The organism is Pseudomonas azerbaijanorientalis, assembly GCF_019139795.1.
In the GTDB taxonomy this organism is placed as follows: domain Bacteria; phylum Pseudomonadota; class Gammaproteobacteria; order Pseudomonadales; family Pseudomonadaceae; genus Aquipseudomonas; species Aquipseudomonas laurylsulfatiphila.
Genome location: NZ_CP077078.1, coordinates 4,951,414 through 4,978,305, shown reverse-complemented (window position 1 = coordinate 4,978,305; position 26,892 = coordinate 4,951,414). Strand labels below are relative to the sequence as shown.

27 protein-coding genes and 1 pseudogene are annotated in these 26,892 nt (G+C 60.2%); 16 read left to right on the top strand and 12 right to left on the bottom strand.

What is annotated here, in order from left to right; translation table 11 throughout:
* Nucleotides 1-293 precede the first annotated feature (293 nt).
* Both KSS91_RS22240 and KSS91_RS22235 read left to right on the top strand, forming a co-directional pair.
* Nucleotides 294-1,016 (top strand): response regulator, encoded by a 723-nt coding sequence (locus KSS91_RS22240; RefSeq protein ID WP_007980115.1) that lies wholly within the window; start codon nt 294-296, stop codon nt 1,014-1,016.
* Nucleotides 1,013-2,623 carry an ATP-binding protein gene (locus tag KSS91_RS22235; protein WP_217836141.1) on the top strand — a complete coding sequence of 537 codons (1,611 nt, stop codon included), beginning with the start codon at nt 1,013-1,015 and terminating at the stop codon, nt 2,621-2,623. Before KSS91_RS22240 ends, KSS91_RS22235 begins: the two co-directional genes overlap by 4 nt.
* Before the next feature lie 124 nt (nt 2,624-2,747).
* Here the strand turns inward: KSS91_RS22235 and KSS91_RS22230 are convergent, their stop codons facing one another.
* Together KSS91_RS22230 and KSS91_RS28360 are read right to left on the bottom strand one after the other, a co-directional pair.
* Complete coding sequence (locus KSS91_RS22230; protein WP_217836140.1) at nt 2,748-3,473, bottom strand: 4'-phosphopantetheinyl transferase family protein; 726 nt, start codon at nt 3,471-3,473, stop codon at nt 2,748-2,750.
* Between the two features lie 36 nt (nt 3,474-3,509).
* Nucleotides 3,510-3,587 (bottom strand): annotated as a pseudogene (locus tag KSS91_RS28360) (hypothetical protein); the annotation flags it as partial.
* 211 nt (nt 3,588-3,798) lie between these two features.
* Between KSS91_RS28360 and KSS91_RS22225 the strand changes: the two are divergent.
* From KSS91_RS22225 to KSS91_RS22215, 3 genes are all read left to right on the top strand, one after another.
* Nucleotides 3,799-4,401, top strand: coding sequence for a porin family protein (locus KSS91_RS22225; RefSeq protein WP_217836139.1), 603 nt, complete (start codon nt 3,799-3,801; stop codon nt 4,399-4,401).
* Between the two features lie 120 nt (nt 4,402-4,521).
* A complete protein-coding gene (locus KSS91_RS22220) occupies nt 4,522-5,199 on the top strand; it encodes a response regulator transcription factor (protein WP_015096464.1) in 678 nt (225 codons plus the stop codon).
* Nucleotides 5,196-6,542, top strand: a complete 1,347-nt coding sequence (locus KSS91_RS22215) for an ATP-binding protein (RefSeq protein ID WP_015096463.1) — start codon at nt 5,196-5,198, stop codon at nt 6,540-6,542. The genes KSS91_RS22220 and KSS91_RS22215 overlap by 4 nt, the downstream gene beginning before the upstream one ends.
* 160 nt (nt 6,543-6,702) lie before the next feature.
* Here the strand turns inward: KSS91_RS22215 and KSS91_RS22210 are convergent, their stop codons facing one another.
* Nucleotides 6,703-7,701 (bottom strand): AraC family transcriptional regulator, encoded by a 999-nt coding sequence (locus KSS91_RS22210; protein WP_015096462.1) that lies wholly within the window; start codon nt 7,699-7,701, stop codon nt 6,703-6,705.
* Between the two features lie 338 nt (nt 7,702-8,039).
* Here KSS91_RS22210 and KSS91_RS22205 point away from each other — a divergent pair, with 338 nt between their 5' ends.
* Nucleotides 8,040-9,374 (top strand): dicarboxylate/amino acid:cation symporter, encoded by a 1,335-nt coding sequence (locus KSS91_RS22205; RefSeq protein WP_015096461.1) that lies wholly within the window; start codon nt 8,040-8,042, stop codon nt 9,372-9,374.
* Nucleotides 9,375-9,518: 144 nt separating this feature from the next.
* The gene (locus tag KSS91_RS22200; protein WP_217836138.1) at nt 9,519-10,700 is read left to right on the top strand and encodes a CaiB/BaiF CoA transferase family protein; all 1,182 of its coding nucleotides are present in this window, start codon (nt 9,519-9,521) and stop codon (nt 10,698-10,700) included.
* Nucleotides 10,701-10,764: 64 nt separating this feature from the next.
* On the opposite strand, the gene KSS91_RS22195 is transcribed toward KSS91_RS22200, so the two are convergent.
* Both KSS91_RS22195 and KSS91_RS22190 read right to left on the bottom strand, forming a co-directional pair.
* The gene (locus KSS91_RS22195; protein WP_126047086.1) at nt 10,765-11,259 is read right to left on the bottom strand and encodes a SprT family zinc-dependent metalloprotease; all 495 of its coding nucleotides are present in this window, start codon (nt 11,257-11,259) and stop codon (nt 10,765-10,767) included.
* Between the two features lie 157 nt (nt 11,260-11,416).
* Nucleotides 11,417-12,019, bottom strand: coding sequence for a Yip1 family protein (locus KSS91_RS22190; RefSeq protein ID WP_015096459.1), 603 nt, complete (start codon nt 12,017-12,019; stop codon nt 11,417-11,419).
* 283 nt (nt 12,020-12,302) lie between these two features.
* On the opposite strand from KSS91_RS22190, the gene ttcA reads away from it, so the two are divergent.
* Both ttcA and KSS91_RS22180 read left to right on the top strand, forming a co-directional pair.
* The gene (gene ttcA / locus KSS91_RS22185; RefSeq protein ID WP_015096458.1) at nt 12,303-13,127 is read left to right on the top strand and encodes a tRNA 2-thiocytidine(32) synthetase TtcA; all 825 of its coding nucleotides are present in this window, start codon (nt 12,303-12,305) and stop codon (nt 13,125-13,127) included.
* Between the two features lie 136 nt (nt 13,128-13,263).
* A complete protein-coding gene (locus KSS91_RS22180) occupies nt 13,264-13,938 on the top strand; it encodes a DNA-3-methyladenine glycosylase I (protein WP_217836137.1) in 675 nt (224 codons plus the stop codon).
* A gap of 94 nt (nt 13,939-14,032) precedes the next feature.
* On the opposite strand, the gene KSS91_RS22175 is transcribed toward KSS91_RS22180, so the two are convergent.
* From KSS91_RS22175 to arsC, 3 genes are read right to left on the bottom strand one after another with little or no spacing between them, the layout of a single operon-like run.
* Nucleotides 14,033-14,458 (bottom strand): DUF2069 domain-containing protein, encoded by a 426-nt coding sequence (locus KSS91_RS22175; RefSeq protein ID WP_217836136.1) that lies wholly within the window; start codon nt 14,456-14,458, stop codon nt 14,033-14,035.
* A 1-nt stretch (nt 14,459) separates the two neighbouring features.
* Nucleotides 14,460-15,056 carry an NAD(P)H:quinone oxidoreductase gene (wrbA, locus tag KSS91_RS22170; protein ID WP_015096455.1) on the bottom strand — a complete coding sequence of 199 codons (597 nt, stop codon included), beginning with the start codon at nt 15,054-15,056 and terminating at the stop codon, nt 14,460-14,462.
* A complete protein-coding gene (gene arsC / locus KSS91_RS22165) occupies nt 15,053-15,406 on the bottom strand; it encodes an arsenate reductase (glutaredoxin) (RefSeq protein ID WP_095963695.1) in 354 nt (117 codons plus the stop codon). Before arsC ends, wrbA begins: the two co-directional genes overlap by 4 nt.
* Nucleotides 15,407-15,520: 114 nt before the next feature.
* Between arsC and KSS91_RS22160 the strand changes: the two genes are divergently transcribed.
* Nucleotides 15,521-15,988: a TlpA disulfide reductase family protein gene (locus KSS91_RS22160; RefSeq protein WP_217836135.1), complete on the top strand. Its 468-nt coding sequence runs from the start codon at nt 15,521-15,523 to the stop codon at nt 15,986-15,988.
* A gap of 86 nt (nt 15,989-16,074) precedes the next feature.
* Here the strand turns inward: KSS91_RS22160 and KSS91_RS22155 are convergent, their stop codons facing one another.
* The 4 genes from KSS91_RS22155 to KSS91_RS22140 all read right to left on the bottom strand — a co-directional run bounded on the left by KSS91_RS22155 (nt 16,075) and on the right by KSS91_RS22140 (nt 20,882).
* A complete protein-coding gene (locus KSS91_RS22155; protein WP_217836134.1) occupies nt 16,075-16,479 on the bottom strand; it encodes an META domain-containing protein in 405 nt (134 codons plus the stop codon).
* The gene (locus KSS91_RS22150; protein WP_015096451.1) at nt 16,479-16,913 is read right to left on the bottom strand and encodes a hypothetical protein; all 435 of its coding nucleotides are present in this window, start codon (nt 16,911-16,913) and stop codon (nt 16,479-16,481) included. The genes KSS91_RS22155 and KSS91_RS22150 overlap by 1 nt, the downstream gene beginning before the upstream one ends.
* Before the next feature lie 77 nt (nt 16,914-16,990).
* Nucleotides 16,991-17,983: a 2-hydroxyacid dehydrogenase gene (locus tag KSS91_RS22145; protein ID WP_217836133.1), complete on the bottom strand. Its 993-nt coding sequence runs from the start codon at nt 17,981-17,983 to the stop codon at nt 16,991-16,993.
* A 145-nt stretch (nt 17,984-18,128) separates the two neighbouring features.
* Nucleotides 18,129-20,882 carry a response regulator gene (locus KSS91_RS22140; protein ID WP_015096449.1) on the bottom strand — a complete coding sequence of 918 codons (2,754 nt, stop codon included), beginning with the start codon at nt 20,880-20,882 and terminating at the stop codon, nt 18,129-18,131.
* Between the two features lie 216 nt (nt 20,883-21,098).
* On the opposite strand from KSS91_RS22140, the gene KSS91_RS22135 reads away from it, so the two are divergent.
* From KSS91_RS22135 to rlmD, 6 genes are all read left to right on the top strand, one after another.
* A complete protein-coding gene (locus KSS91_RS22135; RefSeq protein ID WP_217836132.1) occupies nt 21,099-21,818 on the top strand; it encodes a response regulator transcription factor in 720 nt (239 codons plus the stop codon).
* Nucleotides 21,808-23,166 (top strand): sensor histidine kinase, encoded by a 1,359-nt coding sequence (locus KSS91_RS22130; RefSeq protein ID WP_217836131.1) that lies wholly within the window; start codon nt 21,808-21,810, stop codon nt 23,164-23,166. Before KSS91_RS22135 ends, KSS91_RS22130 begins: the two co-directional genes overlap by 11 nt.
* 75 nt (nt 23,167-23,241) lie before the next feature.
* Complete coding sequence (locus tag KSS91_RS22125) at nt 23,242-23,853, top strand: hypothetical protein (RefSeq protein WP_217836130.1); 612 nt, start codon at nt 23,242-23,244, stop codon at nt 23,851-23,853.
* 360 nt (nt 23,854-24,213) lie between these two features.
* On the top strand, nt 24,214-24,432 hold the full coding sequence (locus KSS91_RS22120) for a hypothetical protein (protein ID WP_217836129.1): 219 nt from the start codon (nt 24,214-24,216) through the stop codon (nt 24,430-24,432).
* Between the two features lie 194 nt (nt 24,433-24,626).
* Nucleotides 24,627-25,529, top strand: a complete 903-nt coding sequence (cysM, locus tag KSS91_RS22115; RefSeq protein ID WP_217836128.1) for a cysteine synthase CysM — start codon at nt 24,627-24,629, stop codon at nt 25,527-25,529.
* A complete protein-coding gene (gene rlmD, locus KSS91_RS22110; RefSeq protein ID WP_217836127.1) occupies nt 25,529-26,881 on the top strand; it encodes a 23S rRNA (uracil(1939)-C(5))-methyltransferase RlmD in 1,353 nt (450 codons plus the stop codon). The genes cysM and rlmD overlap by 1 nt, the downstream gene beginning before the upstream one ends.
* Nucleotides 26,882-26,892: the final 11 nt, after the last annotated feature.

Below are 26,892 nucleotides of genomic sequence, written 5' to 3'. Positions count from 1 at the left end.
AACCTGTGCGTAAATTGTGTGTGAAAGAGGGAACCAGCGTGTAGGCCGCGACGCTGCTGGACCGGACCTTTTTTCAGCGATTTTCTGCGATCGAAAACGGTCGGTCGGATTTTTAAGGGCGCGAACCCTATCACAAAAAACCGCGTTGTCCGAACGCATTTACCCGCTTGTGTTCTCGACGGGCGGCGTTTATACATTCGGCCCAGCGTGTATACATATTTGTCCCCCCGAATCATTACAAGAAAACGGGCGGATCCTTTCTTATTAGCGGTTTTGGCAAGCAGAGGTCACCCGTGGAGCAAGAAGCCTGGCAGGTATTGATTGTGGAGGACGACCAGCGACTGGCCGAACTGACCCGCGATTACCTGGAAGCCAATGGCCTGCGTGTGTCGATCGAAGGGGATGGCGCCCTCGCTGCGAACCGCATTATCAAGGAACAACCGGACCTGGTGATCCTCGACCTGATGCTCCCCGGTGAAGATGGCCTGAGCATCTGCCGCAAGGTCCGCGCCCGTTACGACGGCCCGATCCTGATGCTCACCGCCCGCACCGATGATACCGACCAGATTCTCGGCCTGGACCTGGGGGCTGACGACTACGTCTGCAAACCGGTACGCCCGCGCCTGCTGCTGGCGCGCATCCAGGCCCTGCTGCGCCGTAGCGAAACGCCTGAAGTCGCCCCGGAAAAACAGCGGCGTCTGCAGTTCGGCCCGCTGATCGTCGACAACGCCTTGCGCGAGGCCTGGTTGCAGGGCAACGGCATCGAACTGACCAGTGCCGAATTCGACTTGCTCTGGCTGTTGGTGGCCAATGCCGGGCGCATTCTCTCCCGGGAAGAGATCTTCACTGCGCTGCGAGGTATCGGTTATGACGGTCAGGACCGTTCCATCGATGTGCGCATCTCGCGCATCCGCCCCAAGATCGGCGATGACCCGGAGCATCCACGGCTGATCAAGACCGTGCGCAGCAAAGGCTATCTGTTCGTTCCCGAGGCTTGCGTAGACCAGACCCTGTGAACTCGATCTTCCTGCGTATCTATGGCGGCATGTGTGCCGCGCTGATTCTGGTGGCGGTGCTCGGTGTGCTGGCCTTGCACCTGCTCAACCAGGTGCGCAGCGAGCAATACCGCGAGCGCCTGGCCCACGGCACGTTTTCGCTGATGGCCGACAACCTGCAACCGATGAATCAGACCGAGCGCCATCGGGCCTTGCTGGTGTGGGAGCGGTTGCTGGGCATTCCGCTGGCGTTGAAAACCTTTGCCGAGACTGACCTGGACCTTACCCAGCGCACTCGTGTGTTGCGCGGCCAGGCTTTGGTGGAGCAGACCGGCCCGCACGCGGCGAAGGTCTACAAGCTGGTCAGCGACAAGGAACAGTTGATGCTGACCGGCGAAGTGCAGCAGATCAGCGAGCAACTGGCCCGGGCGACCATCTACCTGTTGACCGATGAACTGGTGCGCACCCCCGTTGCCGATCAGCCCCTGCGTCTGGCGCAATTGAAGCAGGACAAGGGCTTTGGCTTCGACCTGCGCCTGGTCACGGTTGACGAGGCGGACATGGACGAAGACCAGAGCCGCCGGGTGTCCGAGGGCGACACCGTGATGGCGCTGGGCAAGGAAGGCGATTCGATCCGGGTGTTTGCCGGCATGGTCGGAACACCGTGGGTCCTGGAAATCGGCCCGTTGTATCAGATGAATCCTTATCCCCCGCAATGGCTGGTGCTGATCGCCGCGCTGGGCCTGACGCTGATCGGTTTGATCGTTTATCTGTTGGTGCGCCAGCTCGAGCGGCGTTTGCGTGGCCTGGAGGCCGCCGCTACGCGTATTGCCCAGGGCAGCCTGGAAACCCGCGTGCCAGCGCGCGGCGCGGACTCGGTGGGACGGCTGGCCTCGGCGTTCAACGGCATGGCCGAGCACTTGCAGCAGTTGTTGGCGATCCAGCGCGAACTGGTGCGCGCGGTGTCCCACGAATTGCGCACGCCGGTGGCGCGCCTGCGCTTTGGCCTGGAGATGATCGGCTCGGCCACCACGCCGCAAGCCCTGGAAAAATACTGCCAGGGCATGGACAACGACATCGAGGATCTCGACCGGTTGGTGGACGAGATGCTGACCTACGCGCGGCTCGAACAGGGTTCTCCGGCACTGAACTTTCAGCGGATCGATCTGGATGCCTTGGTCAACCAGGTGATTGAGGAACTGGCGCCGTTGCGGGCCGACGTCACGGTACAGCGGGGTTTGTGCCTGTCGGCCGCTGATAACGACGATGCCTGGGTCGAGGCCGAACCGCGTTATCTGCACCGGGCGATCCAGAACCTGGTGAGCAATGCCATGCGCCATGCTCAATCACGGGTGACCATCAGCTATCAGGTGGGGCAGCAACGCTGCCGGGTGGATATCGAGGATGACGGACCGGGGGTGCCGGAGTCGGCGTGGGAGAAGATCTTTACGCCGTTCCTGCGTCTGGACGATAGCCGCACCCGTGCGTCGGGCGGGCATGGGCTGGGGTTGTCGATCGTGCGGCGCATCATCCATTGGCATGACGGGCGTGCGTTGATCGGCAAGAGCAAGAGTCTGGGTGGGGCGTGTTTCAGCCTGAGCTGGCCGCGCAATCAGGAGAAGCGTTGAGATTTCCGGTGAATGTTCAACCGCTTTCGCGAGCAAGCCCGCTCCCACAGTTGACTTGTGTACGACACAAAACCTGTGGGAGCGGGCTTGCTCGCGAAGGGGCCCTGCCAAGCTCCGAAAACCCTCAGGCCTTGATACTGACCAGACTCAACAACTGCCCATCCTTGACCCCGAACTGCGCATCCAGCTCGGTGCCGTTGCGCCATTCGCGGGACAAATCCGTGAGCAGTCGCAACCGCACCTCACCCGACTCACGCCACTCCAGCACTTCGGCGTGTTCGAAATAAAACCGTTGCTGAACGATCGGATAGAGTGCCTTGAACAGGCTTTCCTTGACCGAGAACGTCAGGGTCACCAGCAACGCCCGTTGCTCGCGAGGACCGAGCGCCATGCGCTGTAGCTCCGGCGGGTTGAGGATTTCCCCGGCCAGGCGTTCGGCGCGTTCGACATTGAGCAGGTTTTCCAGGTCCATGCCCAGGCCGCGCCAATGGCTTTTGTTCGCGACAATCGCCGCGGCCCGGCCCGTGCTGTGGGTGATCGAACCCGTGATATGAGCAGGCCAGACCGGTGCCCGGTCTTCACCAATGGCCGGAATGACGCTCAGACCTTCCAGGCGTTGTAACGCGGCCCGGGCACACACCCGCCCGGCGAGAAATTCCGCCTGCCGTTTGGCGACAGAGCGCTGAATGCTCGCCGGCACCTCCACTGCGCTGCGCTGAAAGTCATCGCTGGCCAGTCGGGCGCTATCGAAGTGAGTGCTCAACAGGACCGTATCGGGCAACACCAACGGCAGCGGCCAGTGGTCATCGAGGGGGGTGCAGCAGAAGGGCAGGGCGGGGGTTGAATTCATGTCAGGCATTTTGCCGGGTTGGCTTGGGACTGGGTAGTAGCAGATGGCGGCGATTTTATGTGGATCGGTCTGCGGTTGTTTTTTCAGTAGTTCGAGCCCGGCCTGGAACCTTGCACTGGGATGGCAGCCTGGCTGAGCCCGCTCAAGGCCAGCAGAAGGGCAACGAAGAACATGCGCAGGGTCGGGTCTCCTGTTGAAACGTGTCGAAACATTCGGGAAAGGGCGGTTCAGCTCAGGTTCAGAGTGCGTTCAGGGGGAGTTCAGGGCGCGGTGCGTAACCTTGCCCCGTACCCCAAAAACAAACGGCACATGAGGAAACTCCCCAATGACTGCATTCAAAAAACTGCTTCTGGCATTCACGGTTCTGGGCGCAAGCACCGCAGCCTTCGCCTCCGACGACAACTTCGCCAGCCTTACTCTTGGACAAACCAGCGACAAGATCAAAAAATCTCACGCACTGAATGACAACCTAAATCACCCGAGCGCCGATGGTGTGATCGGCAAGGACACCACCTGGGGTGTTCGTCTGGGCCAGCAGAATAGCCAGGGCCGTTACTACGCCACTTACGACAACGTGTCGGGCTCGCACAACGGCATTAAACTGCGTCAGGAAAACCTCCTGGGCAGCTACGATCTGTTCTACCCGGTGGGCGGCAGCACCAAATTGTTCGGCGGCGCCACGGCGGGCCTGACCAAAATGACCCAGGAGTCGCCAGGCTTCAGCCGCGACAGCAATATTGGCTATGCCATCGGTGGCCAGGTGGGTGTGCTGCAACAGGTTTCGCAGAACACCTCGGTTGAACTGGGTTACCGTTACCTGCGCAGCAACGCCAGCACCGAGATGAGTGAGCGCGGTGGCAGCAAGCAGGGTTCGCTAGACCTGACCAGCAGCGCCCAGACTTACCTGTCCGCCAACTACGCTTTCTGACAAGCGTTTCGTGAACGGCCTGCGCCGGATCAGCCCGAGTGACTGATCCGGCGTTGCCCTGTTAGCCATTGAGGTGCGACGTTGTGCCTCTGGAGATGTTGATTTGCCCGGGAGAGCGTTATGAAACTGCTGGTCGTCGAAGATGAAGCATTGCTGCGTCATCACCTGCAAACCCGCCTGACGGAGAGCGGCCATGTGGTCGAGTCCGTGGCCAACGCCGAGGAGGCGCTGTACCAGACAGCGCAGTTCAACTTTGACCTGGCGGTGATCGACCTCGGTCTGCCGGGCATGAGCGGGCTCGACCTGATCCGCCAGTTGCGTTCAGGTGGCAAGGTCTTCCCGATCCTGATCCTCACCGCGCGTGGCAACTGGCAGGACAAGGTTGAAGGCCTGGCCGCCGGCGCCGACGATTACGTGGTCAAGCCGTTTCAGTTCGAAGAGCTGGAAGCTCGTCTGAATGCCTTGCTGCGCCGCTCCAGCGGTTTCACCCAGTCGACCATCGTCGCCGGTCCCTTGCTGCTGGATCTCAACCGCAAGCAGGCGTCCCTCGACGAACAGCCGCTGGCACTGACCGCGTATGAGTACCGCATTCTCGAATACCTGATGCGCCACCATCAGCAAGTGGTGCCCAAGGACCGCTTGATGGAACAGCTCTACCCGGATGACGACGAGCGTGATCCGAATGTGATCGAGGTGCTGGTCGGCCGTCTGCGCCGAAAACTGGAGGGGCCGGGCGGATTCAAGCCGATCGACACCGTGCGCGGCCTGGGTTACCTGTTCAATGAGCGTTGCACTTGATCCGTTCGCTGCGCATTCGCTTGATGCTCGCTGCCACGCTGTTGGCGGTGTTGTTCATGCTGGCGTTGCTGCCGGCGATGCAGGGTGCGTTCAGCCTGGCGTTGCAGGACTCCATCGAGCAGCGTCTGGCATCGGACGTGACTACGTTGATCTCCGCCGCCCGGGTGGAGAACAACAGCCTGCAGATGCCGGCGCAATTGCCCGACGAACGCTTCAACCTCACCGATAGCAGGCTGCTCGGCTATATCTATGACCGTGAAGGGCGTCTGGTCTGGCGCTCAAAGGCGACCCGGGAAGAGCGCATCAATTACAAGCCACGCTATGACGGACGTGGTAACGAGTTTGCGCGCATCCGCGAAGCCAACGGCCAGGAGTTCTTCGTCTACGACGTCGAGGTCAAGTTGCTCGGCGGCAAAAGTGCAGCCTTCAGCATCGTGGCGTTGCAGCCGGTTCGCGAGTACGAACTAACCCTCGAGGGCCTGCGGGAAAATCTCTATCTGGGTTTTGGCGCGGCTCTGCTGGTGCTGTTGGCGTTGTTGTGGATCGGCCTGACTTGGGGTTTGCAGGCATTGCGGCGCTTGAGCCAGGAGCTGGACCAGATCGAAGGTGGCACCCGCGAAAGCCTCAGCGAGGAACATCCCCGGGAATTGCTGCGCCTGACCGGTTCCCTCAACCGCTTGCTGCACAGTGAACGTGAGCAGCGCAGTCGCTACCGTGATTCCCTCGACGACTTGGCCCATAGCCTGAAAACGCCCTTGGCGGTGTTGCAGGGCGTCAGTGAAGACATGGCCCAGCGTCCCGAGGATCGCGATCAGGCCTGGGTGCTGCAAACCCAGATCGAGCGCATGAGCCAGCAGATCAGCTACCAGTTGCAGCGCGCCAGTCTGCGCAAGAGCGGTCTGGTACGTCATCAGGTGCATTTGCACCCGGTGCTGAAAAGTCTGTGCGACACGCTGGACAAGGTCTATCGCGACAAGCGCGTGCACGTTGCGTTCGACCTGCCCGACCCGTGCCATGTACCGATCGAGCAGGGCGCTTTACTGGAAATGATGGGTAACCTGCTGGAAAACGCCTATCGCCTGTGCCTCGGCGAAATACGCATCAGCGTGCGTGAAACCCTCAGCGGCACCGAGTTGTGTGTCGAGGACGACGGCCCCGGCGTACCACAGGATCAGCGAGCACGGATTCTCGAGCGCGGCGAGCGGCTGGACCGTCAGCATCCGGGGCAGGGCATCGGCCTGGCGGTGGTCAAGGACATCATCGAGAGCTACAGCGCCCAGCTGACCCTGGGGGATTCACCGATGGGCGGGGCGGCGTTCCGGATTCATTTCCCGGTGGTTTGACCTTGCGTTTGATAGTGTTCTTTCGGGCCTCTTCGCGGGCAAGCCCGCTCCCACAGGGTTTTGAGTGAGTCAGATGATTTGTGAACAACTGCGGCCATTGTGGGAGCGGGCTTGCTCGCGAAGAGGCCAGTGAAGACAGCAAAAAAATTGGCCTGGAAATTCAGTGTTCCTGCGCCCGATAGGCCCCCGGTGTCAGCCCGGTCCACTTCTTGAACGCCCGGTGAAACGCCGACGGTTCGGAAAACCCCAGTTGCTCGGCGATCTGTTGCAACGACAGGTCAGCGCGGCTCAGGTGGTAAATCGCGATGTCCCGGCGCAACTGGTCCTTCAGTTCCTGAAAGCTCGAACCCTCTTCCCTCAAATGCCGACGCAAGGTTTGCGGGCTGATGTGCAAGTGCGCGGCCACGGCTTCCAGGTCGGGCCAGCGTGAACTGTCGCGGCTGAGCAAGCGCCGCAAGCGGCTGCTCAAACTGTCGCCATCATCCGGGCGCGAGAGCAGGTCGGCGGGGGAGCGCTCGAGGAAATGCTTGAGGGTGCGCTCATCCTGCAACAGCGGCATGGCCAGGTAGCGGCTGTGAAACAACAGGCTGCTCTGGGGGCTGGAAAACTCAAGCGGGCAGGAAAACAGCAGGTCGTACTCGGCGCCGTGTTCCGGTCGGGAGTAGCTGAACGTGGCCTGTTCCAGGCGAATGCGCTGGCCGATCAGCCAGCTGCCGAAACGGTGCCAGATCACCAGCAGAGCCTCGGTCAGAAAGTGGTCCGGGTCCCAAAGCTGCGAGTCGTCCAGGCTCAGGCGGACCCATTCGTCCTCGTGAGTCAGGGTCAAGCGTGGAGCCCCGGGGAATAGGCTGTAAAACAATAAGCCGCGATTGAGTGCCTTATCCAGGCTGCGGCAGTGGATCACGGCATGGCACATCATCGCGAAGCTGCCCGGTCTGCTCGGGGCTTGCCCGAACCCCAGGTACTCGTCGTCCAGTGCCAGCCATAAGGCCTGAATCAGTTGGGTGAATTGCTCTGGAGCGATGCGCGCCCGGGGTTCATCAAGCAACTCGGGGCTGATCCCCAGTTGTTGTAGCAGGCCCGAATAATCGTAGCCGTGCCGACGCGCACCACCCAGGGCGGCGAGAGCGAAATGACTGGCGATGGTGCGTTCGCGCATGGCAGCAGGCCTGACCGTTGAACGACGGATGGTAGCTGCGCGCTGCGGGCATGAACAGGGCGGATATCCGCCAAATTGCAGGACGACTTATAGTGGAAGGGCGGAAATCCGCCACATGCATGTAACCGTTCGGTGACAGGGAGTTTGCTGCAACCCCTGATATCAAAAGGCATGCAGGGATTTTACGGAAGGTGGCACGGGGCTTGCGATACAACGTCCAGAGGCCTGCCGTTGCGCAGCTCGAAAAAACAAATCCCTCCAGTGCAGGAGGGTTCGCAATTGCGGTGTTGCGGGCAACAGATGGATGTTGTCACCGGGCACCCTTGAGGAACTTTGCAATGACGACTCGTCAGCCACTGTACAAATCCCTGTATTTCCAGGTGATCGTTGCAATTGTCATCGGTATTGCCCTCGGTCACTACTATCCACAGCTCGGTGTGGCCGTTAAGCCACTGGGCGACGGGTTCATCAAGCTGATCAAAATGATCATCGCCCCGATCATCTTCTGTACCGTTGTCAGCGGCATCGCCGGCATGCAGAACATGAAGTCCGTCGGCAAGACCGGTGGTTATGCTCTGCTGTACTTCGAAATCGTGTCGACCATTGCCTTGCTGGTCGGTCTGGTCGTGGTCAACATTGTGCAGCCAGGTAATGGCATGCATATCGACGTCGCCACCCTCGATGCCTCCAAGGTTGCCGCTTATGTGGCGGCCGGTGCCGACCAAAGTGTCGTCGGCTTCCTGCTGAACGTGATCCCTAGCACCATCGTCGGCGCCTTCGCCACCGGCGACATCCTGCAAGTGTTGATGTTCTCGGTGATCTTCGGTTTCGCCCTGCATCGCCTTGGAGCCTACGGCAAGCCGCTGCTGGACCTCATCGATCGCTTCGCCCACGTGATGTTCAACATCATCAACATGATCATGAAGCTCGCGCCCATCGGTGCCTTCGGTGCCATGGCGTTCACTATCGGTGCCTACGGTGTCGGCTCGCTGGTGCAACTGGGTCAACTGATGGCGTGCTTCTACATCACTTGCCTGCTGTTCATCCTGATCGTGCTGGGCTCCATCGCCCGCATGCACGGCTTCAGCGTGTTGAAAATGATCCGCTACATCCGTGAGGAGCTGCTGATCGTGCTCGGTACTTCTTCTTCGGAATCGGTGCTGCCACGCATGCTGATCAAAATGGAGCGTCTGGGCGCGCAGAAATCCGTAGTAGGCCTGGTGATCCCGACCGGCTACTCGTTCAACCTCGACGGTACTGCGATCTACCTGACCATGGCCGCGGTGTTCATTGCCCAGGCAACCGATACGCCCATGGACATCACGCACCAGATCACCCTGCTGGTGGTCTTGCTGCTGTCTTCCAAAGGCGCTGCGGGTGTGACCGGTAGCGGATTCATCGTACTGGCTGCAACGCTGTCCGCCGTCGGCCACCTGCCGGTTGCCGGCCTGGCGCTGATTCTCGGTATCGACCGTTTCATGTCCGAAGCCCGTGCCCTGACCAACCTGATCGGTAACGCCGTGGCGACCATCGTTGTGGCCAAGTGGGTCAAGGAACTGGACACCGACGTGCTGCAAGCCGAACTGGCTTCGGGCGGACGCGGCATTGCCGACGAGCCTAAAGACGATGTTTTGGGCCACGACGAAGAGTTAGCCCCGGCTAACGCCAAGTAAGTCTTGTTGTAATGAAAAACCCGCTTCGGCGGGTTTTTTCATGCCTGGCGTTTGAGCGTAACGGTCATTGCAAGTGGCGCATAAGGTGATTGCTGCAATGTCGTTGGCTGCCTAGGCTGGAGGCTTCGTTGAAGGAGAACGTTCATGCTCGGTCCATTGGCATCACTCAAGGTTCTGGATTTCTCGACACTGCTGCCGGGGCCGTTCGCCTCGTTGCTGCTGGCGGACATGGGCGCCGAAGTGCTGCGCATCGAATCAACGATCCGCATGGATCTGCTGCGGGTGTTGCCGCCCCACGATCAAGGGGTGTCGGCCAGCCATGCCTACCTCAACCGCAACAAGCGCAGCCTCGCCCTGGATCTCAAACAGCCTGAGGCGCTGGATGTCATCAAGCAGCTGTTGCAGGACTACGACATCGTGCTGGAGCAATTCCGCCCCGGTGTCATGGAGCGACTGGGGCTGGGGTATGAGGCCCTGAAGGCGATCAACCCAAAACTGATTTATGTGTCGATCACCGGCTACGGCCAGACCGGCCCCTACAAGGACCGCGCCGGCCACGACATCAACTATCTGGCCTTGTCCGGGCTGGCGAGTTACACCGGCCGAACCGACAGTGGGCCACTGCCGTTGGGCATGCAGGTGGCGGATGTCGCCGGTGGTTCGCTGCACGGGGTGATTGGCTTGCTGGCGGCGGTCATCGCCCGGCAGCAAACCGGTCAGGGCCAGCACCTGGATGTCAGCATGACCGACTGCGCGTTCAGCCTGAATGCGCTGGCGGGTGCCGGATATCTGGCCTGTGGCGTCGAGCCGGGGCCGGAAAACCAGGTGCTCAATGGTGGCAGCTTTTACGATTACTACCGCTCCCGGGACGGGCGCTGGCTGTCGGTGGGCAGTCTGGAACCGGTGTTCATGAAGCAGTTGTGCACGGCGTTGGGACTGGAGGAACTGGCTGGCCTGGGCCTGTCACCGCAACCGGCGCATCAGAAAAAGCTAAAAGATGCGCTGAAGGTCGAATTCGAAAAGCATGATTTTGCCGAGTTGCGTGCGCTGTTCGCGGAACTGGATGCGTGCGTCGAACCGGTGTTGAGCCTGGGAGAAGCGCTGTGTCATCCACAGTTGCAGGCGCGGGAGTTGGTTGCCGACGTGCCGCGGGACGATGGCTCAACCCAGGCGCAGATGGCGTGCCCGTTGAAGTTTTCGCAAGGGTTGCCTGAGCCGAAGCATATCGGCGTGGCGCTGGGGCAGCATACCGATCAGGTGTTGGGGGAGTTGGGGTTTAGCGTTGAGCGAATTGAAGAGCTGCGGAGTAACAAAGTGATTCTCTAGTGTTTGTACTGGCCTCTTCGCGGGCTTGCCCGCGAAGAGGCCAGTACAGCCACCGCAAATCTCGCTACTCGACCCGCATCTCCCCACTGAACACCAAGGTGTTGCGACACCGCCGGCACAGATACCGCCGCCCTTGTCGCACCAGGCTATGGCGCTGGGCCGAGAACGGGAAGTCGCTGTCGGCGCATGGGCATTTGTAGATGTAACGGGTCACGCTGCGGCGTTTGACGTCATAGGTGTGGCAGCGATTGGGCGGCAGTTCGTATACGCCGCGCATGATCAATTGCCACTCTTCGCCATGGGGCTGGATGCGGTCGCCGAACAGCTGGTGGGCGATCAGGTGCGCGACTTCATGGGCCACGGTCTGCTTGAGGAAATCCTCGGTATTGTCCCGGTACAGCTGCGGGTTGAAGCGCAGCAGGTTCTCGTGCAAATGCGCGACACCGGCTTTTTGCCCGCGTAGCTTGAGGCTCACCACAGGGCGCTTGAAAGGTCGTTTGAAAAAAGATTCGGCTAGTTGGAAACAGTCTTCGACGCGGGAATTGAGTTGCTCGGGCATGCTTGATGGATCTCCAGAGCGCTCGAGTATGCCGCAACCCTCGGGCCGTGCGAATCACCAGGTTGCCGAATGGTCGTGGACTTTCTCCTTGCTGAAGAATGAAAAGGCCACCTCGCGGCGGCCTTTATCGGCATTTCTGACTTTCGGTGATGAGCGGCTAATTGGTGTAGACCGGCCCCACGCCGAGTCCCCAGACAATCACAGTGAACGCCATGATGGCGACCAGCACCACCAGGCCTACGGCGAGCACTGAACTTGAAAACAGGAAGCCCTCGTCAGATGGAATGTTCATGAACGTCGGTAAGCCCACATACAGCAAGTACACCGTGTAGCAGATGGCTGCAGTGCCGACGATCATCCCCAGCCACAAGTGCGGGTACAAGGCCGCGAGGCCGCCGATGAACAAAGGTGTCGCGGTGTAGGTTGCAAATGCAATGCAGCGAGCCAGGCTTGGGTTGGCGTCATAGGTGCGGGCCATCCAGTGAATGAATGCGCCCATGACCGCGACACCTCCGAGCATCGCCAGGTACGACATGACCGTCATCCATATCGCGCTTTCTACGGTCAACATCACGGGAGGCCGATTGCCGATGACCCAGCCGACCTGCGTGGTGCCAATGAAGGCAGATACGGCGGGGATGGCCGCCAGGATCAGCGTATGGGTCAGGTACATGTGGCTGATGCTTTCCTCCTGGTCGCCACGGATTTCTTTCCATTCTTGGTCAGGGTGGGTGAAGAGCCCCACTACGTGATGGATCATGCCAGTCACTCCTCTTGTCTTTACCGTCGCCCCCCAGTGGAGCGCCTACGGGCCAATGCGGCCAAGCAAGTCACAGGTCTGAAATATGTAAGCGACCTTATGTCGCAGTATAGGGAGGAGTTTCCCCAGAGGGTGTAGGGGCTTTAGAGCAAATTGCGCTGTAAACCCGGTTGTTAATCGCTGCAGGGTCTGTAGGTGAGCTAGAGATGTTGCCCCCTCGCCACAAGTGCAAAGAATTTGCGTAAAATGCCCGCCTTTCGTCACACCTCACGGATTTCGCGTCATGGGCACTCTCACGGTCAACCAGAACAAACTGCAAAAGCGCCTTCGCCGACAGGCCGGTGAGGCGGTTGCCGATTTCAACATGATTGAAGACGGCGACAAGGTCATGGTCTGCCTGTCCGGTGGCAAGGACAGCTACACCATGCTCGATGTGCTGATGCACTTGCAGAAGGTCGCGCCGATCAAGTTCGAGATCGTGGCCGTGAACATGGACCAGAAGCAGCCGGGCTTCCCGGAGCACGTGCTGCCGGCCTACCTGAAAGAACTGGGTATCGAGTACCACATCGTCGAGAAAGACACCTATTCGGTGGTCAAGGAGCTGATTCCGGAAGGCAAGACCACGTGCTCGCTGTGCTCGCGCCTGCGTCGCGGCACGCTCTACACCTTCGCCGATGAAATTGGCGCGACCAAGATGGCCCTGGGTCACCACCGCGACGACATCGTCGAAACGTTCTTCCTGAACATGTTCTTCAACGGTTCGCTCAAGGCCATGCCGCCGAAACTGCGCGCCGACGATGGTCGTAACGTGGTGATCCGCCCGCTGGCCTACTGCAACGAAAAAGACATCCAGGCCTACTCGGACTTCAAGCAATTCCCGATCATTCCGTGCAACCTCTGTGGTTCCCAGGAAAACCTGCAGCGCCAGGTGGTCAAGGAAATGCTGCAGGATTGGGAACGCAAGACCCCGGGCCGTACCGAGAGCATTTTCCGCAGCCTGCAGAACGTGATCCCGTCGCAACTGGCGGACCGCAACCTGTTTGACTTCACCAGCCTCAAGATCGACGAAAGCGCCGCATCGCGCTTCGTCAACGTGGTCAACCTCTAACCACAACTACTGTGGGAGCGAGCTTGCTCGCGATTGCGCCATGTCAGTCGACTTCAATGTTGAATGACACACTGCTATCGCGAGCAAGCTCGCTCCCACAGGTTTTTTCGTTTTATTTCAGATTACTGGAGAGGGCATGCGCGATTACAAGTGGCTCAATGAATACTGCCTGAACCGCTTCGGTTCGGCGGCTGAACTGGAAGCCCATCTGCCCGTTCCCAAGACTCCCGCGCAGCTGCGCAAGATTAGCGATGACCGCTACCTCTCGATGATGGCGCTACGGGTATTCCGGGCCGGGCTCAAACACAGTCTGGTGGACGCCAAGTGGCCAGCCTTCGAAGAAGTGTTCTTCAGGTTCGACCCGGAAAAAGTCGTGCTGATGAGCGCCGAGCACCTTGAGCGGCTGATGCAGGACACACGGATCATCCGTCACCTGGGCAAGCTCAAGAGTGTGCCGCGCAATGCGCAGTTCATACTGGACGTGGCGCATGAAAAGGGCAGCTTCGGTGAGCTGATCGCCGATTGGCCGGTGACCGATATCGTCGGGCTCTGGACCTTCCTGAAAAAACGCGGACATCAGTTGGGTGGCCTGTCAGCCCCGCGCTTCCTGCGGATGATCGGCAAGGACACTTTTGTGCCGAGCTACGATGTGGTCGCGGCTTTGAATGCACAGGGCATCATCGACAAGGTGCCGAGCAGTCTGCGCGACCTGGCGTTGGTGCAGGACGTGTTCAACCAGTGGCATGCGGAAAGTGGCGGGCGGCCGATGAGCCAGATTTCGATGATGCTGGCGTACACCGTCAATCATTGATGGGTGGGGTGGCCAAAAAGATCGCAGCCTTCGGCAGCTCTTACAGGTTTACACATTCCCCTGTAGGAGCTGCCGAAGGCTGCGATCTTTTCTGTCAGGCGACGGACGTCTCGCCCTCGCCAGCCAGCTTGCGGTTCAACTGATAACGCCAGCGCACATACAGCAGTGCCGAGCAAAACACCGCCAGGCTTGCGCCCATCTCCAGCAAACCGAAGATTTGCCGGTTCGGGTCATAAGCGGCCAATGCACCCTTGATGAAATACAGGTTCACCACAAAGCACATCCATGAATGCCCGCGAGGACTGCCGATGATCATGCCCGGCGCCAGTATCAGCAGTGGCACCAGTTCGATCAGCAGAATCACCCATGGCCGGGCGCCATGCAGGTCGGCGATCAGCAGGTAGTAGACGCACAGCAGGCCCACCAGTCCCAAAAAGCACAGCAGGCTGATGACACGCATCGCCCGCACCCGAGGCTCGAGCCAGTCAATGGCGGGGAGAATCTTCGGCTTCCTGGCCATTTCAGCTCTCCAGTTTCTGTGCAGTCTTGGCCAGGCGCATGCCCAGCGCGCGGCACAGCGCCACTTCATGGCTATCCAGGCCGCTTTTGCCGTCGGCACCGGCGTGGTGGCTGGCGCCGTAGGGTGTGCCGCCGCCTTGGGTTTCCAGCAGTGCCGATTCGCTGTAAGGCAGGCCGGTGATCAGCATGCCGTGGTGCAACAACGGCAACATCATCGACAGTAGGGTCGTCTCCTGGCCGCCGTGCAGGCTCGCGGTGGAGGTGAATACGCCGGCCGGTTTCCCCACCAGGGCGCCGGTCAGCCACAGGTTGCTGGTGCCGTCGAGGAAGTACTTGAGCGGTGCGGCCATATTGCCGAAGCGGGTCGGGCTGCCGAGTGCCAGGCCAGCGCAGTTCTTCAGGTCGTCGAGGCTGGCATACAGCGCGCCTTCGTCGGGAATCTGCGGCGCAACAGCTTCGCACTCGGTGGAAATTGCCGGCACCGTGCGCAGGCGGGCCTCAAGCCCGGCCTGTTCGACGCCACGGGCGATCTGCCGGGCCATTTCGTTGGTCGAGCCGCTGCGGCTGTAGTACAGAACCAGAATGTACGGTGCACTCATGGCAACAGTTCCAGAATCTGCTCCGGTGGGCGACCGATGACGGCTTTGTCACCGACTTCGAGAATCGGTCGCTCCATCAGTTTCGGGTGGGCGGCGATGGCGCTAATCAATTGCGCTTCGCTCAGGCTGCTGTCGGCCAGATTGAGGGTCTTGTACTCGTCCTCGCCGGTGCGCAGCAGTTGCCGTGCGCTGATCCCCAGCTTGCCCAGCAGGCGCTGGATTTGCGAGGTGTCCAGCGGAGTGTCCAGGTAACGCACCACGGTCGGGGTCAGGCCACGGGCTTCTAGCAGTTCGAGCGCACCGCGGGATTTCGAGCAGCGCGGGTTGTGATAAAGCGTCAGATCGGTCATGAGCGGTTCGCATCTTGCGTAAGGTGGCGGCTATTCTAACTGTGCAGCGCGCAATCCAGAACCGTGAGAGGCGATGGGTCGCAGGCGCATTCAATTTTTGACAAGGAACACGACATGACAAGGCGACTGGCAGCAGCATTGGCGATCATCGGAGCGTTGATGCTGGGGGGCTGCGGGAATGACTATGGCATCGACCAGGACGGCCACAAGATCGCTGCCGACCGACTGGACGGCAAATGGCTGGTACTCAACTACTGGGCAGAATGGTGCGGTCCTTGCCGTACCGAAATCCCGGAGTTGAACACCTTGGCCGAGCAACTCAAGGGCAAGAAAATCGGTGTGTTCGGGGTTAACTTCGACAATGTCCAGGGTCAGGAACTGAAGGACGCGAGCGAGAAACTGGGGATCAAGTTCACGGTGTTGGCCCAGGACCCTGCCGAATTGTTCGAATTGCCGCGCAGCGAGGCATTGCCGGTGACGTACATCATCGATAACAAGGGCAAGGTGCGTGAGCAGTTGATGGGTGAACAGACGGCGGCGGGGGTGATGGCGAAGCTTGAGGCGTTGCAGGCAAAAAATTAAGGCAAAAGATCGCAGCCTTCGGCAGCTCCTACAGGTTTACGTCTAATCCTGTAGGAGCTGCCGAAGGTTGCGATCTTTTTTGCGGATCAACCTTCCTCAAGCCACCAACGCAGTGGCTTGCCTTCGGCTGGCCAGAAGCGGATCTGCTCGATCGGGGAGACGTCCCAGCGCTGGACGTTTTCCAGGGCCTGCAGGAAGCGTTTTTCCTGCTCCATCAGCGCCGGCGCGCACAGTTTGCGGGTGCTGCCGATTTTGCCGAAGGTCAGTTTGTCGCCATCCAGGATGTACGGCGCGAACCAGTGGTTGCAGCCGCCATTGCCATAGGCCCGGCCATCTTCTCCGAGCGTGATGGTCAGGTGGCTGTAGTCCATCAGCGGCCGCTCGCCGATCCACTCCAGGATGTAGCTGCGATTGTGTTCAAGCTGCACCGGCTCGGCGGCGCAGCCCAGCAGGCTGGCACCGGCCATCGCGCTCAGGGCGAGGCGTTTCATCACGCAGGCTCCTGGCATTTCGGGCACAGGTGTTTCTCGCCGACGGTGGTCCAGCCCAGCTCGGCAATTCGTGCGGTGGCAGCAGGTTTTTCGGCCTTGTTGCCCAGCTTGGCGTCGACGGCGAACTCGAAGCTCAGCGCTTTGGCGCAGCTGTCGCAGTTCACTTGCCAGGTATGGATCGCCAGTTCGCCGAACACCGGGCCGCTGGCCACCGCGACCCATTGGCCGGGCGGATTGATCAGGTGGCGAACCGTTTCGACGGTCAGGCGCATGGACAAGTCCTTGGCGCCCTTGAGGGTCACGACCAGCACGTCGTTGTTGCGAATCGAGCCACCGTTGCCGGTGACCTGATAACGCCCCGGCACCAGGGCGCGGCATTCGGTGAGGGTGTGTTGCGGGTTCATCAGGCTGTAGCGGAAATCGTGTTCGACCATGGGTCCTCCAAATATGCGCGATATGCTAGCACGGGCTTGCATGCCGCATCGCGCAGGCCGATGACCTTCGATCCGTTTCAGTCGCCCGTGACCAGGTTTTCCGGCGTGCCCGCCACCCAGGCGGCGATGTTGCGCAACGTGGTGGCGGCAATCGCGTCCAGCGCTTCGTGGGTCAGAAAGGCCTGGTGCGCGGTGACGATCACGTTAGGAAAGGTCAGCAGCCTGGCCAGCACATCGTCTTGCAACGGCAGGTCGGAACGGTCCTCGAAGAAAAGTTGCGCCTCCTCCTCATACACGTCCAGCCCCAGATAGCCGAGGCGACCGTCTTTCAACGCGTCGATCAGCGCCGGGGTGTCCACCAGGCCGCCTCGTCCGGTATTGATCAGCATCGCGCCCGGTTGCATGTGCGCCAGTGATTCGCAGTTGATCAAGTGCTTGCTCTGCTCGTTGAGCGGGCAGTGCAGGCTGATGATCTGCGATTCGGCCAGCAGTTGCGGCAGGCTCAGGTAGCGCGCGCCCAAGGCTTCGACCTGCGGGTTGGGGTAGGGGTCATAGGCCAGTAACTGGCAGCCGAAACCGTTCATGATCCTCGCGAATGTGGCGCCGATCTGCCCGGTGCCGACCACGCCGACCGTCTTGCCCACCAGGTCGAAACCGGTCAGCCCTTGCAGTCTGAAATCCCCATCGCGGGTGCGGTTGCAGGCGCGGGGCAAGCGGCGGTTGAGTGCGAGGATCAATGCCACTGCGTGTTCGGCCACGGCGTGGGGCGAATAGGCCGGGACGCGCACGATGGCCAGTCCCAGACGTTTTGCCGTTGGCAAGTCGACGTGGTTGTAACCCGCCGAGCGCAGGGCGATCAGGCGCGTGCCTCCAGCGGCCAGGCGCTCGAGCACTGCCGCGCCGAGGTCATCATTGATGAACGCGCAGACCGCTTCATACCCTTGGGCGAGCGCTACCGTGTCGAGGCTCAGGCGCGCAGGCTGAAATTGCAGCTCGATGCCGGCCGGTTGCCCGGCCGCCCGAAAGCTGTCGATGTCATAGTTCTGGCTGCTGAAAAGAATCGTACGCATGATTTCCTCTTTGCCTCGTTCCTGTAGGCGCTGGCTTGCCGGCGATGAGGGGATCAAACTCTACGTTGCCCTTGAGGCCGCCATCGCTGGCAAGCCAGCTCCCACAGAGCTTACGCTGATACTTGATTCCCACGATTGCGCTGCATCAAGCGTTCATTCGCGCGTGAGCTGCCAGGCGATTGATCGCCCGGTCGAGTTCATCGAGTGCCACGCTGGCTTTCGGGTCCTGTTGCTTGAGCAGGGTTTCGCTGCGTTGGCAGGCCGCACGCAATTGCGGTACGCCGCAATAACGCGTCGCGCCATGCAGCCGATGGACCCGTTCGATCAGGGCGTTGTGGTCATCGCTCTGCTGAGCCAGACGGATGGCTTCGCGGTCAGCCTCCAGAGAGGCGAGCAGCATCGCCAGCATGTCTGCGGCCAGATCAGCCTTGCCCGCGGCCAGGCGCAATCCTTCCTCGTGGTCGAGCACCAACAGGTCATGGGCGCCGCCGTGCCCGTCGCCGGAGCGCTCCGGGCTGTGATTGCGCAGCGCCAGGCCACTCCACTTCAGCACCACCTGGGCCAATTGTCGTTCGCTGATCGGTTTGGTCAGGTAGTCGTCCATGCCACTTTGCAACAGTGCGCGTTTTTCGTTGGCCATGGCGTGGGCGGTGAGGGCCACGATCGGCAACGGCGTGCAATGCCGTTCGCTTTCCCACTGGCGAATCGCCTCGGTGCTCTGGCGACCGTCCATGCCGGGCATCTGCACGTCCATCAATACCAGATCGAATGTCTCGTTCTGTACCGCCTTGACGGCGGCATAACCGCTTTCCACCGCAAGCACCTTGGCGCCCATGTCTTCGAGCAGGGTCTGCACCAGCATCAGGTTGGCCGGATTGTCATCGACGCACAGCACCTTCGGTGCACGGCTGGACACCGGTTCGCCCGGCTCGCTGCGCATCGGGCGCGGGCTGACCAGGTCAGACAGGGAGCGTCGCAGCTTGCGGGTACAGGCCGGTTTCGCCTGGAGCTGGCTGTGGGGGTTGGGCACGGAAAGGTGGAACAGCGTCTGTTCCGTGGTCGGGCACAGCACCAGCACTTTGCAGCCAAGATGCTCGAGGTCCCAGATGTGCTGATTGAGGCGTTCCGGCGGCATGTCGTTGCTGGTGATGCCGAGCACGGCGAGGTCGATCGCCTGATCGGTCTGGTGGGCGGCGGTGACGCCATTGGTCAGGCTTTCCAGGGTATTGAACGGCGTGGTGCTCAGGCCACAGTCTTCCAGTTGATGCTGCAACGCCTGCCGGGCCAGTTCGTGGTTTTCCAGCACCGCCACCCGACGTCCGAGCAAGGGCGCGGCGGGCAGGTCTTCGGCATCGTCGCGGGCTTTCGGCAGGCTCAGGCTGATCCAGAATTCCGATCCTTCCCCGGGCGTGCTGTCGACGCCGATCTCGCCGCCCATCTGTTCGATCAGGCGCTTGGAAATCACCAGGCCCAGGCCCGTGCCGCCGGGTTGCCGCGACAGCGAGTTGTCGGCCTGGCTGAAGGCCTGGAACAGGGCGCGCACGTCCTGATTGGACAGACCGATGCCGGTGTCCTGGATGCTGATGCGCAGTTGCACGCTGTCTTCGTGCTCTTCTTCGAGCATGGCGCGGGCGACGATGGTGCCTTCGCGGGTGAACTTGATTGCGTTGCTCACCAGGTTCGTCAGGATCTGCTTGAGCCGCAGCGGGTCGCCGACCAGGGACAGCGGCGTGTCCCGGTACACCAGGCTCACCAGTTCCAGCTGCTTGGCGTGGGCGGCGGGGGCGAGGATGGTCAGGGTGTCTTGCAGCAGGTCGCGCAGGTTGAACGGAATATGGTCGAGCACCAGCTTGCCGGCCTCGATTTTCGAAAAGTCGAGAATCTCGTTGATGATGCCCAGCAGGCTGTCGGCGGATTTTTCGATGGTACCCAGGTAGTCGAGCTGGCGTGGGGTGAGCTCGCTTTTTTGCAACAGGTGGGTGAAGCCGAGAATGCCATTGAGCGGCGTGCGGATTTCATGGCTCATGTTGGCCAGGAATTCGGACTTGATCCGGCTCGCTTCCAGGGCTTCCTTGCGCGCCAGGTCCAGCTCGATGTTCTGGATCTCGATGGTTTCCAGGTTCTGGCGCACGTCTTCAGTGGCCTGGTCGATGCTGTGCTGCAATTCTTCCTGGGCGTTTTGCAGGGTGCCGGCCATGCGATTGATGCCGGAGGCCAGTTCGTCCAGCTCCTGGCTGCCGAGGGGCGGCAAGCGGGTTTCCAGATGGCCGTCCTTGAGTTGGGCTACGGCCTGCTTGATCTGGCTCAGTGGCCGGTTGATCGTGCGACCCATGCGCAGGGCCAGCAGTGCCGCACCTGTCAGTCCGGCTGCGATCAGCATCAGGCTGGCGAACAGGCTGCGGTAACCGCGCAACAGCATGCTGTTATGGGACAGCTCCAGTTCGACCCAGCCCAGCAGGCGGTCGGCTTCTTCGGATATCACGTCTCCGGCCAGGTTGCGGTGTTTACCGAACACCGGCAGCAGATAGCGGGTCGCATCGTTGCCACTGCGGCGCAGCATCTGCATGCCACTGCCGGAAGGCACCTGGTTGAGCATGGTCGGGCCGGCGTGGGCCAGCAACGTGCGGTCGGGAGCCAGGAAGGTCACGGCCCGTACGTCGGTTTGTTCCAGGGCCTGGGTGGCGATGCGTTCAAGCAGTTCGTTGTCCTGATGGCCCATGGCTGGCGCCGCCAGGGGAGCCAACTGCTCGGCGATCATCTCGCCGCGCTGCATGAGTTGGGTTTGCAGGTCAGCCTGTTGCATCCAGGTAAAATATCCCCCCAGCACCAACGCCATCAGGCTGGTTGGCAACAGGGTCAGCAACAGCACGCGGCCTTTGATTCCCAGTTTCTTGAGCACGCATCTCTCCTGCATCCCGCTATTCATAGACCTGCACATATATCCGTCATGCAGCACTTGCGCAGTGTAGCGATTTGCTCGCGGGCAATCTTCGTAAAAAATGCTGCTGCCATTCGTCGGCCCGCGCAGGTCATTGGCGATACAGCCAAGCGGCGGGTTGCCCCTGGCGAGGCAATCTTGAATAATCATTCAACTGAGAATTATTTGCAGATAGTCATGACTCCCATCACTGCCGGCCTCCCCCGAATCCTGTCCATCGAAGACGACCTTGTGCTCGGTGCCTACGTTCATGAGCATCTGGACCGCAGCGGCTTCCAGGTGACCTGGTGCCAGAACGGCCGGGAAGGCCTGGACATGGCCCTGCGGCAATCTTTCGACGTGGTGCTGATGGATATTCTGCTGCCGGGCATGGACGGTCTGGAGGTGCTGACCCAATTGCGCCAGAGCCATTCCACCCCGGTGTTGCTGATGTCGGCCCTCGGTGCCGAGGCCGACCGCATCAGCGGCTTTCGCCTGGGGGCCGACGATTACTTGCCAAAGCCCTTCAGCATGGTGGAATTGCGGGTGCGCATCGAAGCCATTCTGCGGCGGGTGGCCCTCGACCGCCGTCCCGTCCCCGCGGTGCCAGCCCCTTCGATGGACAGCCTGCGTTTCGACGATGAAAGCTTCGAGGTGTTTTATGGCGAACAGGCCGGCGGCCTGACCCGCAGCGAGTACCGATTGCTGGAGACACTGCATCGCAACGCCGACGAAGTCTTGAGCAAAGCCTTCCTTTATCAGCAGGTGCTGCAGCGCGGTTACGCGGCCCATGACCGCAGCCTGGACATGCACATCAGCCAGATCCGCCGCAAGCTCAAGGCCATTGGCTACACCGAGCGCGAAGTGCGCACCGTCTGGGGCAAGGGTTACATCCTGAGCGCCGCCGATGAAATGTAACTTGCCGGGCAGGCATTCGCTGTTTTGGAAACTGGCCTGTTTATTGGTCGCGTTCTGTCTGCTGATGATCTGGTTGAGTTGGTCCTGGGGCCGTTACATGGAACAGCGCAACCAGTTCCTCTCCGATGAGGCCCGCGGCACCCTGACGCGCTACGCTGCCGAGGCCGAGCAGGCATGGCAGCAGCGCCAGAGCGCCGGTGTCGATGACTGGCTGCAGAGCATGCATCAGCGGGAAAAAGGCTGGGTCGGTGTCATCGACGGTGATTTGCAGTCCTTGAGCAATCAGTCGTTGACGGACAAGGAAGTCGAACGCCTGACTTTTTTACGCGGCCTCGATTGGCCCATCCACAAGAAAGGCCGGCCGTGGATGCGCATACCGTTTCCCGGTGACTCGTCCGCCGGCAGCCTGGTGATCGAGTTGCCCGAACGCTTTCTGCCTGGGCAATACCGGGTGTTCTGGCGGGTGATCACCAACGGCGTGATTCCGGGGCTGTTCACTTTGCTGCTGTGCGTCGGGCTCTACCGTTTGCTGGTGGTGCCACTCAACCACTTGCGTGAGCAGGCCAATGCCTGGCGTGCCGATCAACTGAACGTACGGCTCTCGAGCCGGACCACCAAACGTTCGGATGAACTGGGTGAGCTGGGCAGGGCGTTCGATCACATGTCTGAACGCCTGCAAAGTACCGTGGCCTTGCAGCAGCAACTGCTGCGCGACCTGTCCCACGAATTGCGCACGCCCCTGAGCCGCTTGCGGGTGGCCAGTGAAAGTGAGCAGGGGCTGGAGCTGTTGCGCGAACGCATCGGCCGGGAGGTCGATGGCATGCAGCGCCTGGTGGAAGACACGCTGCAGCTGGCCTGGCTGGACACCGAACGCACCCGTTTGCCCGACGAAGCGATCCAGATCCAGGCGCTGTGGGAGATGCTCACGGAGAATGCCTGCTATGAAAGCGGTTGGCCTGATACCCGGCTGCAATGCACGGTGGATGCGTCCTGCTGGGTGCGCGGTCATCTCAACACCCTGGCCCAGGCACTGGAAAACATTCTGCGCAATGCGATTCGCCATTCGCCCACTGGCGGCATTGTCCTGCTGGCCGGGCGGCGCGATGGTGACTATTGGCATCTGTGGTTGGAGGATCAGGGTGGTGGCGTGGCTGAAGCCGATCTAGAGCGGATCTTCCTGCCATTTACCCGCCTCGATGGGTCGCGGCCGGGGGATGGCGGGTTTGGGTTGGGATTGAGTATTGCAAGGAATGCGGTGCGGCGTCAGGGCGGGAAACTTTGGGCGCAGAACACCGAGTGCGGATTACAGATGAATATACGGTTGTTGGCTAATAAATCGCCAGTTTAATGTGGTGAAAGCCGGATTGGGCTGCGTCATACAACTAGGTCGGATACATCCTACGCGGCAAGTAATGCTTGGTGTATGAAAGTTCTGAAATTAGAAAAAGGGGCTCAAGGCCTCAATTTGACGGGCGATACCTACCTTGCAGATAAATATCAAGGAGGAGCGTCAATGAATGTCTCAATAAGAACACCCGTCCTATCAATGCAAGCCGATGCCTATGTCATAAAAAACCCTTACGAAACAAAAAATTCTTACACAATAAGCAATGCAACTGATGCTGCTGATGTATTGAGTTTGAAAAGCGAGTCTGCAATAGGCGCGCTGAAAGATATGATAAGGGGGTGCGATTTTACGTCGATTAGTACCAATGAGTTGGCAAGGATTGGATCAAGGCTTTTTGAGCTTGAGCTGATAGATGAGGATGTGGCATGTGTTTTTATATCGGGTAATATGGCGACTGATAAAAATGGTCATCAAACTGAGAAGGACGTCAAGTTTAATGCGATTGCGATGTTTAACCAGAAGCTAGGTGATAACAAGGCCTACGCACGCGCATGGCCTATGTATGCTCATCAGGAGTCATTCAAGATTGTGACGAGGATGCTGCTGGGCGCTAATCAGGCGATAAACGCGCTCTCCTATTTTGCGAACTCAGCTAGAAATGACCTGTTCATCAGTATTCAGGCTTGAATAAGTCGGTACCCGAAAATATTGACGGGTACCGGCGAGTTATTGCTCATCGAGCATAGCGTGTGGTACCAGAGTATTGTCTTTCCGTATTAAGTGTATTCTCGTGGCGCACCCTGTAAGTCCCCAGTGGTCCAAGTACTGAGGCCGTATTTCCAGTGCCGCCAGCGACTTCAGTCCAGGTTGAACCTGTTTGCCTATCAATGTATAGCTTCGGGGCAGAGCCCGCGCCTGAGGCGGTAATGGTGGCGGAAATATTGGCCTGTCGACATCCGTTTGCACCGGTTATCGTAAAAGGGCCTTGTGCGATAACGAACGAGTTGGCGGGGACGGTTCCATTGTAGGTATTAAGAATGCTGGTACATGCTGCCGAAGCTTGAGTGCTCGCCAGAATCAGGCTGGCGAGAGAAAGCGCAAAAAGTGTTTTCATCTCTATGCTCATTTGAAATGGTCATCAATGTGGTAAATGGCGCGGAATTGCGTGAAGTGCACATTCCGCGTAACAAAAGACTATCCATGAAAACCATTGCCAACCAGTTCATGCATACCGTCATGGGTTGCAGGAAATTTCTGATGGAGTGAGTTTTTCGTTCATATGGATCGAGGACTTCCGAGAGCCATTTAATGGGGGCGGCCTTCTGCTTGGTCCGGGCTGGACGCCGGAGCAATAACCAGCCTTATTCCCATTAGCCATAAGCACCACACTTTGCGTGATATGGCCTGGGTCGGTTTGCCGGTATGATAGGCGCCCCCGCAGTCTGGATTGCGAATACGCCATGACCTTGCAGTACCCAACCATCGCCGATTGCGTCGGCAACACTCCGCTGGTCCGTTTGCAGCGCCTGCCCGGCGTCACCAGCAACACCCTTTTGCTCAAGCTCGAAGGGAACAACCCGGCGGGTTCGGTCAAGGACCGTCCGGCGCTGTCGATGATCACCTGCGCCGAACTGCGCGGGCAGATCCACGCCGGCGATACGCTGATCGAAGCGACCTCGGGCAACACCGGGATCGCCCTGGCCATGGCCGCGGCGATCAAGGGTTACAAGATGATTCTGATCATGCCGGACAACTCCAGCGCCGAACGCAAGGCGGCCATGACCGCCTATGGCGCCGAACTGATCCTGGTCAGCCAGGAGCAGGGCATGGAAGGCGCCCGTGACCTCGCGCAGAAGATGGAAGCCGAAGGTCGCGGCAAGGTACTGGATCAGTTCGCCAACGGTGACAATCCCGAAGCGCACTACACCACCACCGGCCCGGAAATCTGGCGTCAGACCGAGGGCACCATCACCCATTTCGTCAGCTCCATGGGCACCACCGGGACCATCATGGGCGTGTCGCGCTACTTGAAAGAGCAGAACGACAACGTGCAAATCATCGGCCTGCAACCGATGGAAGGCTCGGCGATCCCGGGCATCCGCCGCTGGCCCCAGGAATACCTGCCGAAGATCTACCAGGCTGACCGCGTGGACCGGATCGTCGACATGGCCCAAAGCGAAGCCGAAGACGTGACCCGTCGGCTGGCCCGCGAAGAAGGCATTTTCTGTGGCGTGTCTTCGGGCGGTGCCGTGGCGGCAATGCTGCGCCTGTCCAAAGAAGTTGAAAACGCGGTGATCGTCGCGATCATCTGCGACCGTGGCGACCGTTACCTGTCGACCGGCATTTTCGACGCGCCCAACTGATGGCCAAGCATGAAAGAGGCCTGCGCTTCCCGCCCACCGGTGGCAGCAAGGCCCCGCAAATCCCGACCGGTAAAAAGCAGCGCCTGACTATCGAGCGCCTGGCCAATGACGGTCGCGGCATCGCGTTTTTCGAAGGCCGCACCTGGTTCGTCATCGGTGCATTGGCCGGTGAAGAGATTGAAGCGCGTGTGCTCGGCGCCCACGGCAAAGTGGTCGAGGCGCGCACCGAGCGGGTGTTCAAGGCCAGCGAATCGCGCCGCCCGGCACCGTGCGCCCATGCCGGCCGTTGCGGCGGTTGCAGCGTGCAGCATCTGCCTCATAACGAACAACTTGCCCTGAAACAGCGCATGCTCGCCGAGCAGTTGTCGAAGGTCGCGGGCGTCGAACCCGAAGAGTGGGCGCCACCTTTGAGCGGTGCGGAATTCGCCTACCGGCGTCGCGCCCGCGTGGCGGTACGCTGGGACATGAAGGCGAAAAAACTCGAAGTCGGTTTCCGTGCCGCCGGCAGCCAGGACATCATCGGCATCGATGAATGCCCGGTGCTGGTACAGCCCTTGCAACCGATCATGGCCCGCTTGCCGGAAATGCTGCGGCGCTTGAGCAAACCTCAGGCACTGGGGCACGTGGAGTTGTTCAGCGGCTCGACGCTGGCGGTTTTGCTGCGGCACATGGCACCGTTGTCTGAAACTGACATGACCATCCTCAAGGATTTCTGCGCCTTCCATGAGGCCCAGTTGTGGCTGCATGGCGACGGTGAACCGCAACCGGTCGAGACTGACCAGTCGCTGGGCTATCGTCTTGAACAGTGGGATCTGGAGCTGGCGTATCGGCCGGGAGACTTCATCCAGGTCAACGCTGGCGTCAACGAAGCGATGGTCGCCCAGGCGCTGGACTGGTTGAAGCCGACGGCGGATGAGCGTGTACTCGATCTGTTCTGCGGCCTGGGCAACTTTGCCTTGCCGCTGGCCAAGGCTGCTCGCGAAGTGGTGGCAGTGGAAGGTGTGCAGGTGATGGTCGACCGGGCGGCGGCGAATGCCGCTAGCAACAATCTGCATAACGCGAAGTTTTTTCAGGCCGATTTATCCCAGCCTTTGACGGGCGCAGAATGGGCCGCCGAAGGCTTTTGTGCGGTACTCTTGGACCCACCGCGTGACGGTGCTTTCGAGGTTGTGCGCAAGCTCAAGACCCTGGGGGCCGAGCGGTTGGTGTATGTGTCATGCAACCCGGCAACTCTGGCGCGCGACACGGTCGAATTGATCAAGCAGGGCTACCGGTTAAAACGTGCCGGGATTCTCGATATGTTTCCTCAAACGGCACATGTCGAGGCCATGGCGTTATTTGAAGCGAGCTAGGATGCTCGTCT

Coding starts and splice junctions, on each gene's coding strand:
- KSS91_RS22230 (WP_217836140.1), bottom strand. CDS start 3,473: ATGAATTCAACCCCCGCCCTGCCCTTCTGCTGCACCCCCCTCGATGAC.
- KSS91_RS22225 (WP_217836139.1), top strand. CDS start 3,799: ATGACTGCATTCAAAAAACTGCTTCTGGCATTCACGGTTCTGGGCGCA.
- KSS91_RS22220 (WP_015096464.1), top strand. CDS start 4,522: ATGAAACTGCTGGTCGTCGAAGATGAAGCATTGCTGCGTCATCACCTG.
- KSS91_RS22210 (WP_015096462.1), bottom strand. CDS start 7,701: ATGCGCGAACGCACCATCGCCAGTCATTTCGCTCTCGCCGCCCTGGGT.
- KSS91_RS22205 (WP_015096461.1), top strand. CDS start 8,040: ATGACGACTCGTCAGCCACTGTACAAATCCCTGTATTTCCAGGTGATC.
- KSS91_RS22200 (WP_217836138.1), top strand. CDS start 9,519: ATGCTCGGTCCATTGGCATCACTCAAGGTTCTGGATTTCTCGACACTG.
- KSS91_RS22195 (WP_126047086.1), bottom strand. CDS start 11,259: ATGCCCGAGCAACTCAATTCCCGCGTCGAAGACTGTTTCCAACTAGCC.
- KSS91_RS22190 (WP_015096459.1), bottom strand. CDS start 12,019: ATGATCCATCACGTAGTGGGGCTCTTCACCCACCCTGACCAAGAATGG.
- ttcA (WP_015096458.1), top strand. CDS start 12,303: ATGGGCACTCTCACGGTCAACCAGAACAAACTGCAAAAGCGCCTTCGC.
- KSS91_RS22180 (WP_217836137.1), top strand. CDS start 13,264: ATGCGCGATTACAAGTGGCTCAATGAATACTGCCTGAACCGCTTCGGT.
- KSS91_RS22175 (WP_217836136.1), bottom strand. CDS start 14,458: ATGGCCAGGAAGCCGAAGATTCTCCCCGCCATTGACTGGCTCGAGCCT.
- wrbA (WP_015096455.1), bottom strand. CDS start 15,056: ATGAGTGCACCGTACATTCTGGTTCTGTACTACAGCCGCAGCGGCTCG.
- arsC (WP_095963695.1), bottom strand. CDS start 15,406: ATGACCGATCTGACGCTTTATCACAACCCGCGCTGCTCGAAATCCCGC.
- KSS91_RS22160 (WP_217836135.1), top strand. CDS start 15,521: ATGACAAGGCGACTGGCAGCAGCATTGGCGATCATCGGAGCGTTGATG.
- KSS91_RS22155 (WP_217836134.1), bottom strand. CDS start 16,479: ATGAAACGCCTCGCCCTGAGCGCGATGGCCGGTGCCAGCCTGCTGGGC.
- KSS91_RS22150 (WP_015096451.1), bottom strand. CDS start 16,913: ATGGTCGAACACGATTTCCGCTACAGCCTGATGAACCCGCAACACACC.
- KSS91_RS22145 (WP_217836133.1), bottom strand. CDS start 17,983: ATGCGTACGATTCTTTTCAGCAGCCAGAACTATGACATCGACAGCTTT.
- KSS91_RS22135 (WP_217836132.1), top strand. CDS start 21,099: ATGACTCCCATCACTGCCGGCCTCCCCCGAATCCTGTCCATCGAAGAC.
- KSS91_RS22130 (WP_217836131.1), top strand. CDS start 21,808: ATGAAATGTAACTTGCCGGGCAGGCATTCGCTGTTTTGGAAACTGGCC.
- KSS91_RS22125 (WP_217836130.1), top strand. CDS start 23,242: ATGAAAGTTCTGAAATTAGAAAAAGGGGCTCAAGGCCTCAATTTGACG.
- KSS91_RS22120 (WP_217836129.1), top strand. CDS start 24,214: ATGCTGCCGAAGCTTGAGTGCTCGCCAGAATCAGGCTGGCGAGAGAAA.
- cysM (WP_217836128.1), top strand. CDS start 24,627: ATGACCTTGCAGTACCCAACCATCGCCGATTGCGTCGGCAACACTCCG.
- rlmD (WP_217836127.1), top strand. CDS start 25,529: ATGGCCAAGCATGAAAGAGGCCTGCGCTTCCCGCCCACCGGTGGCAGC.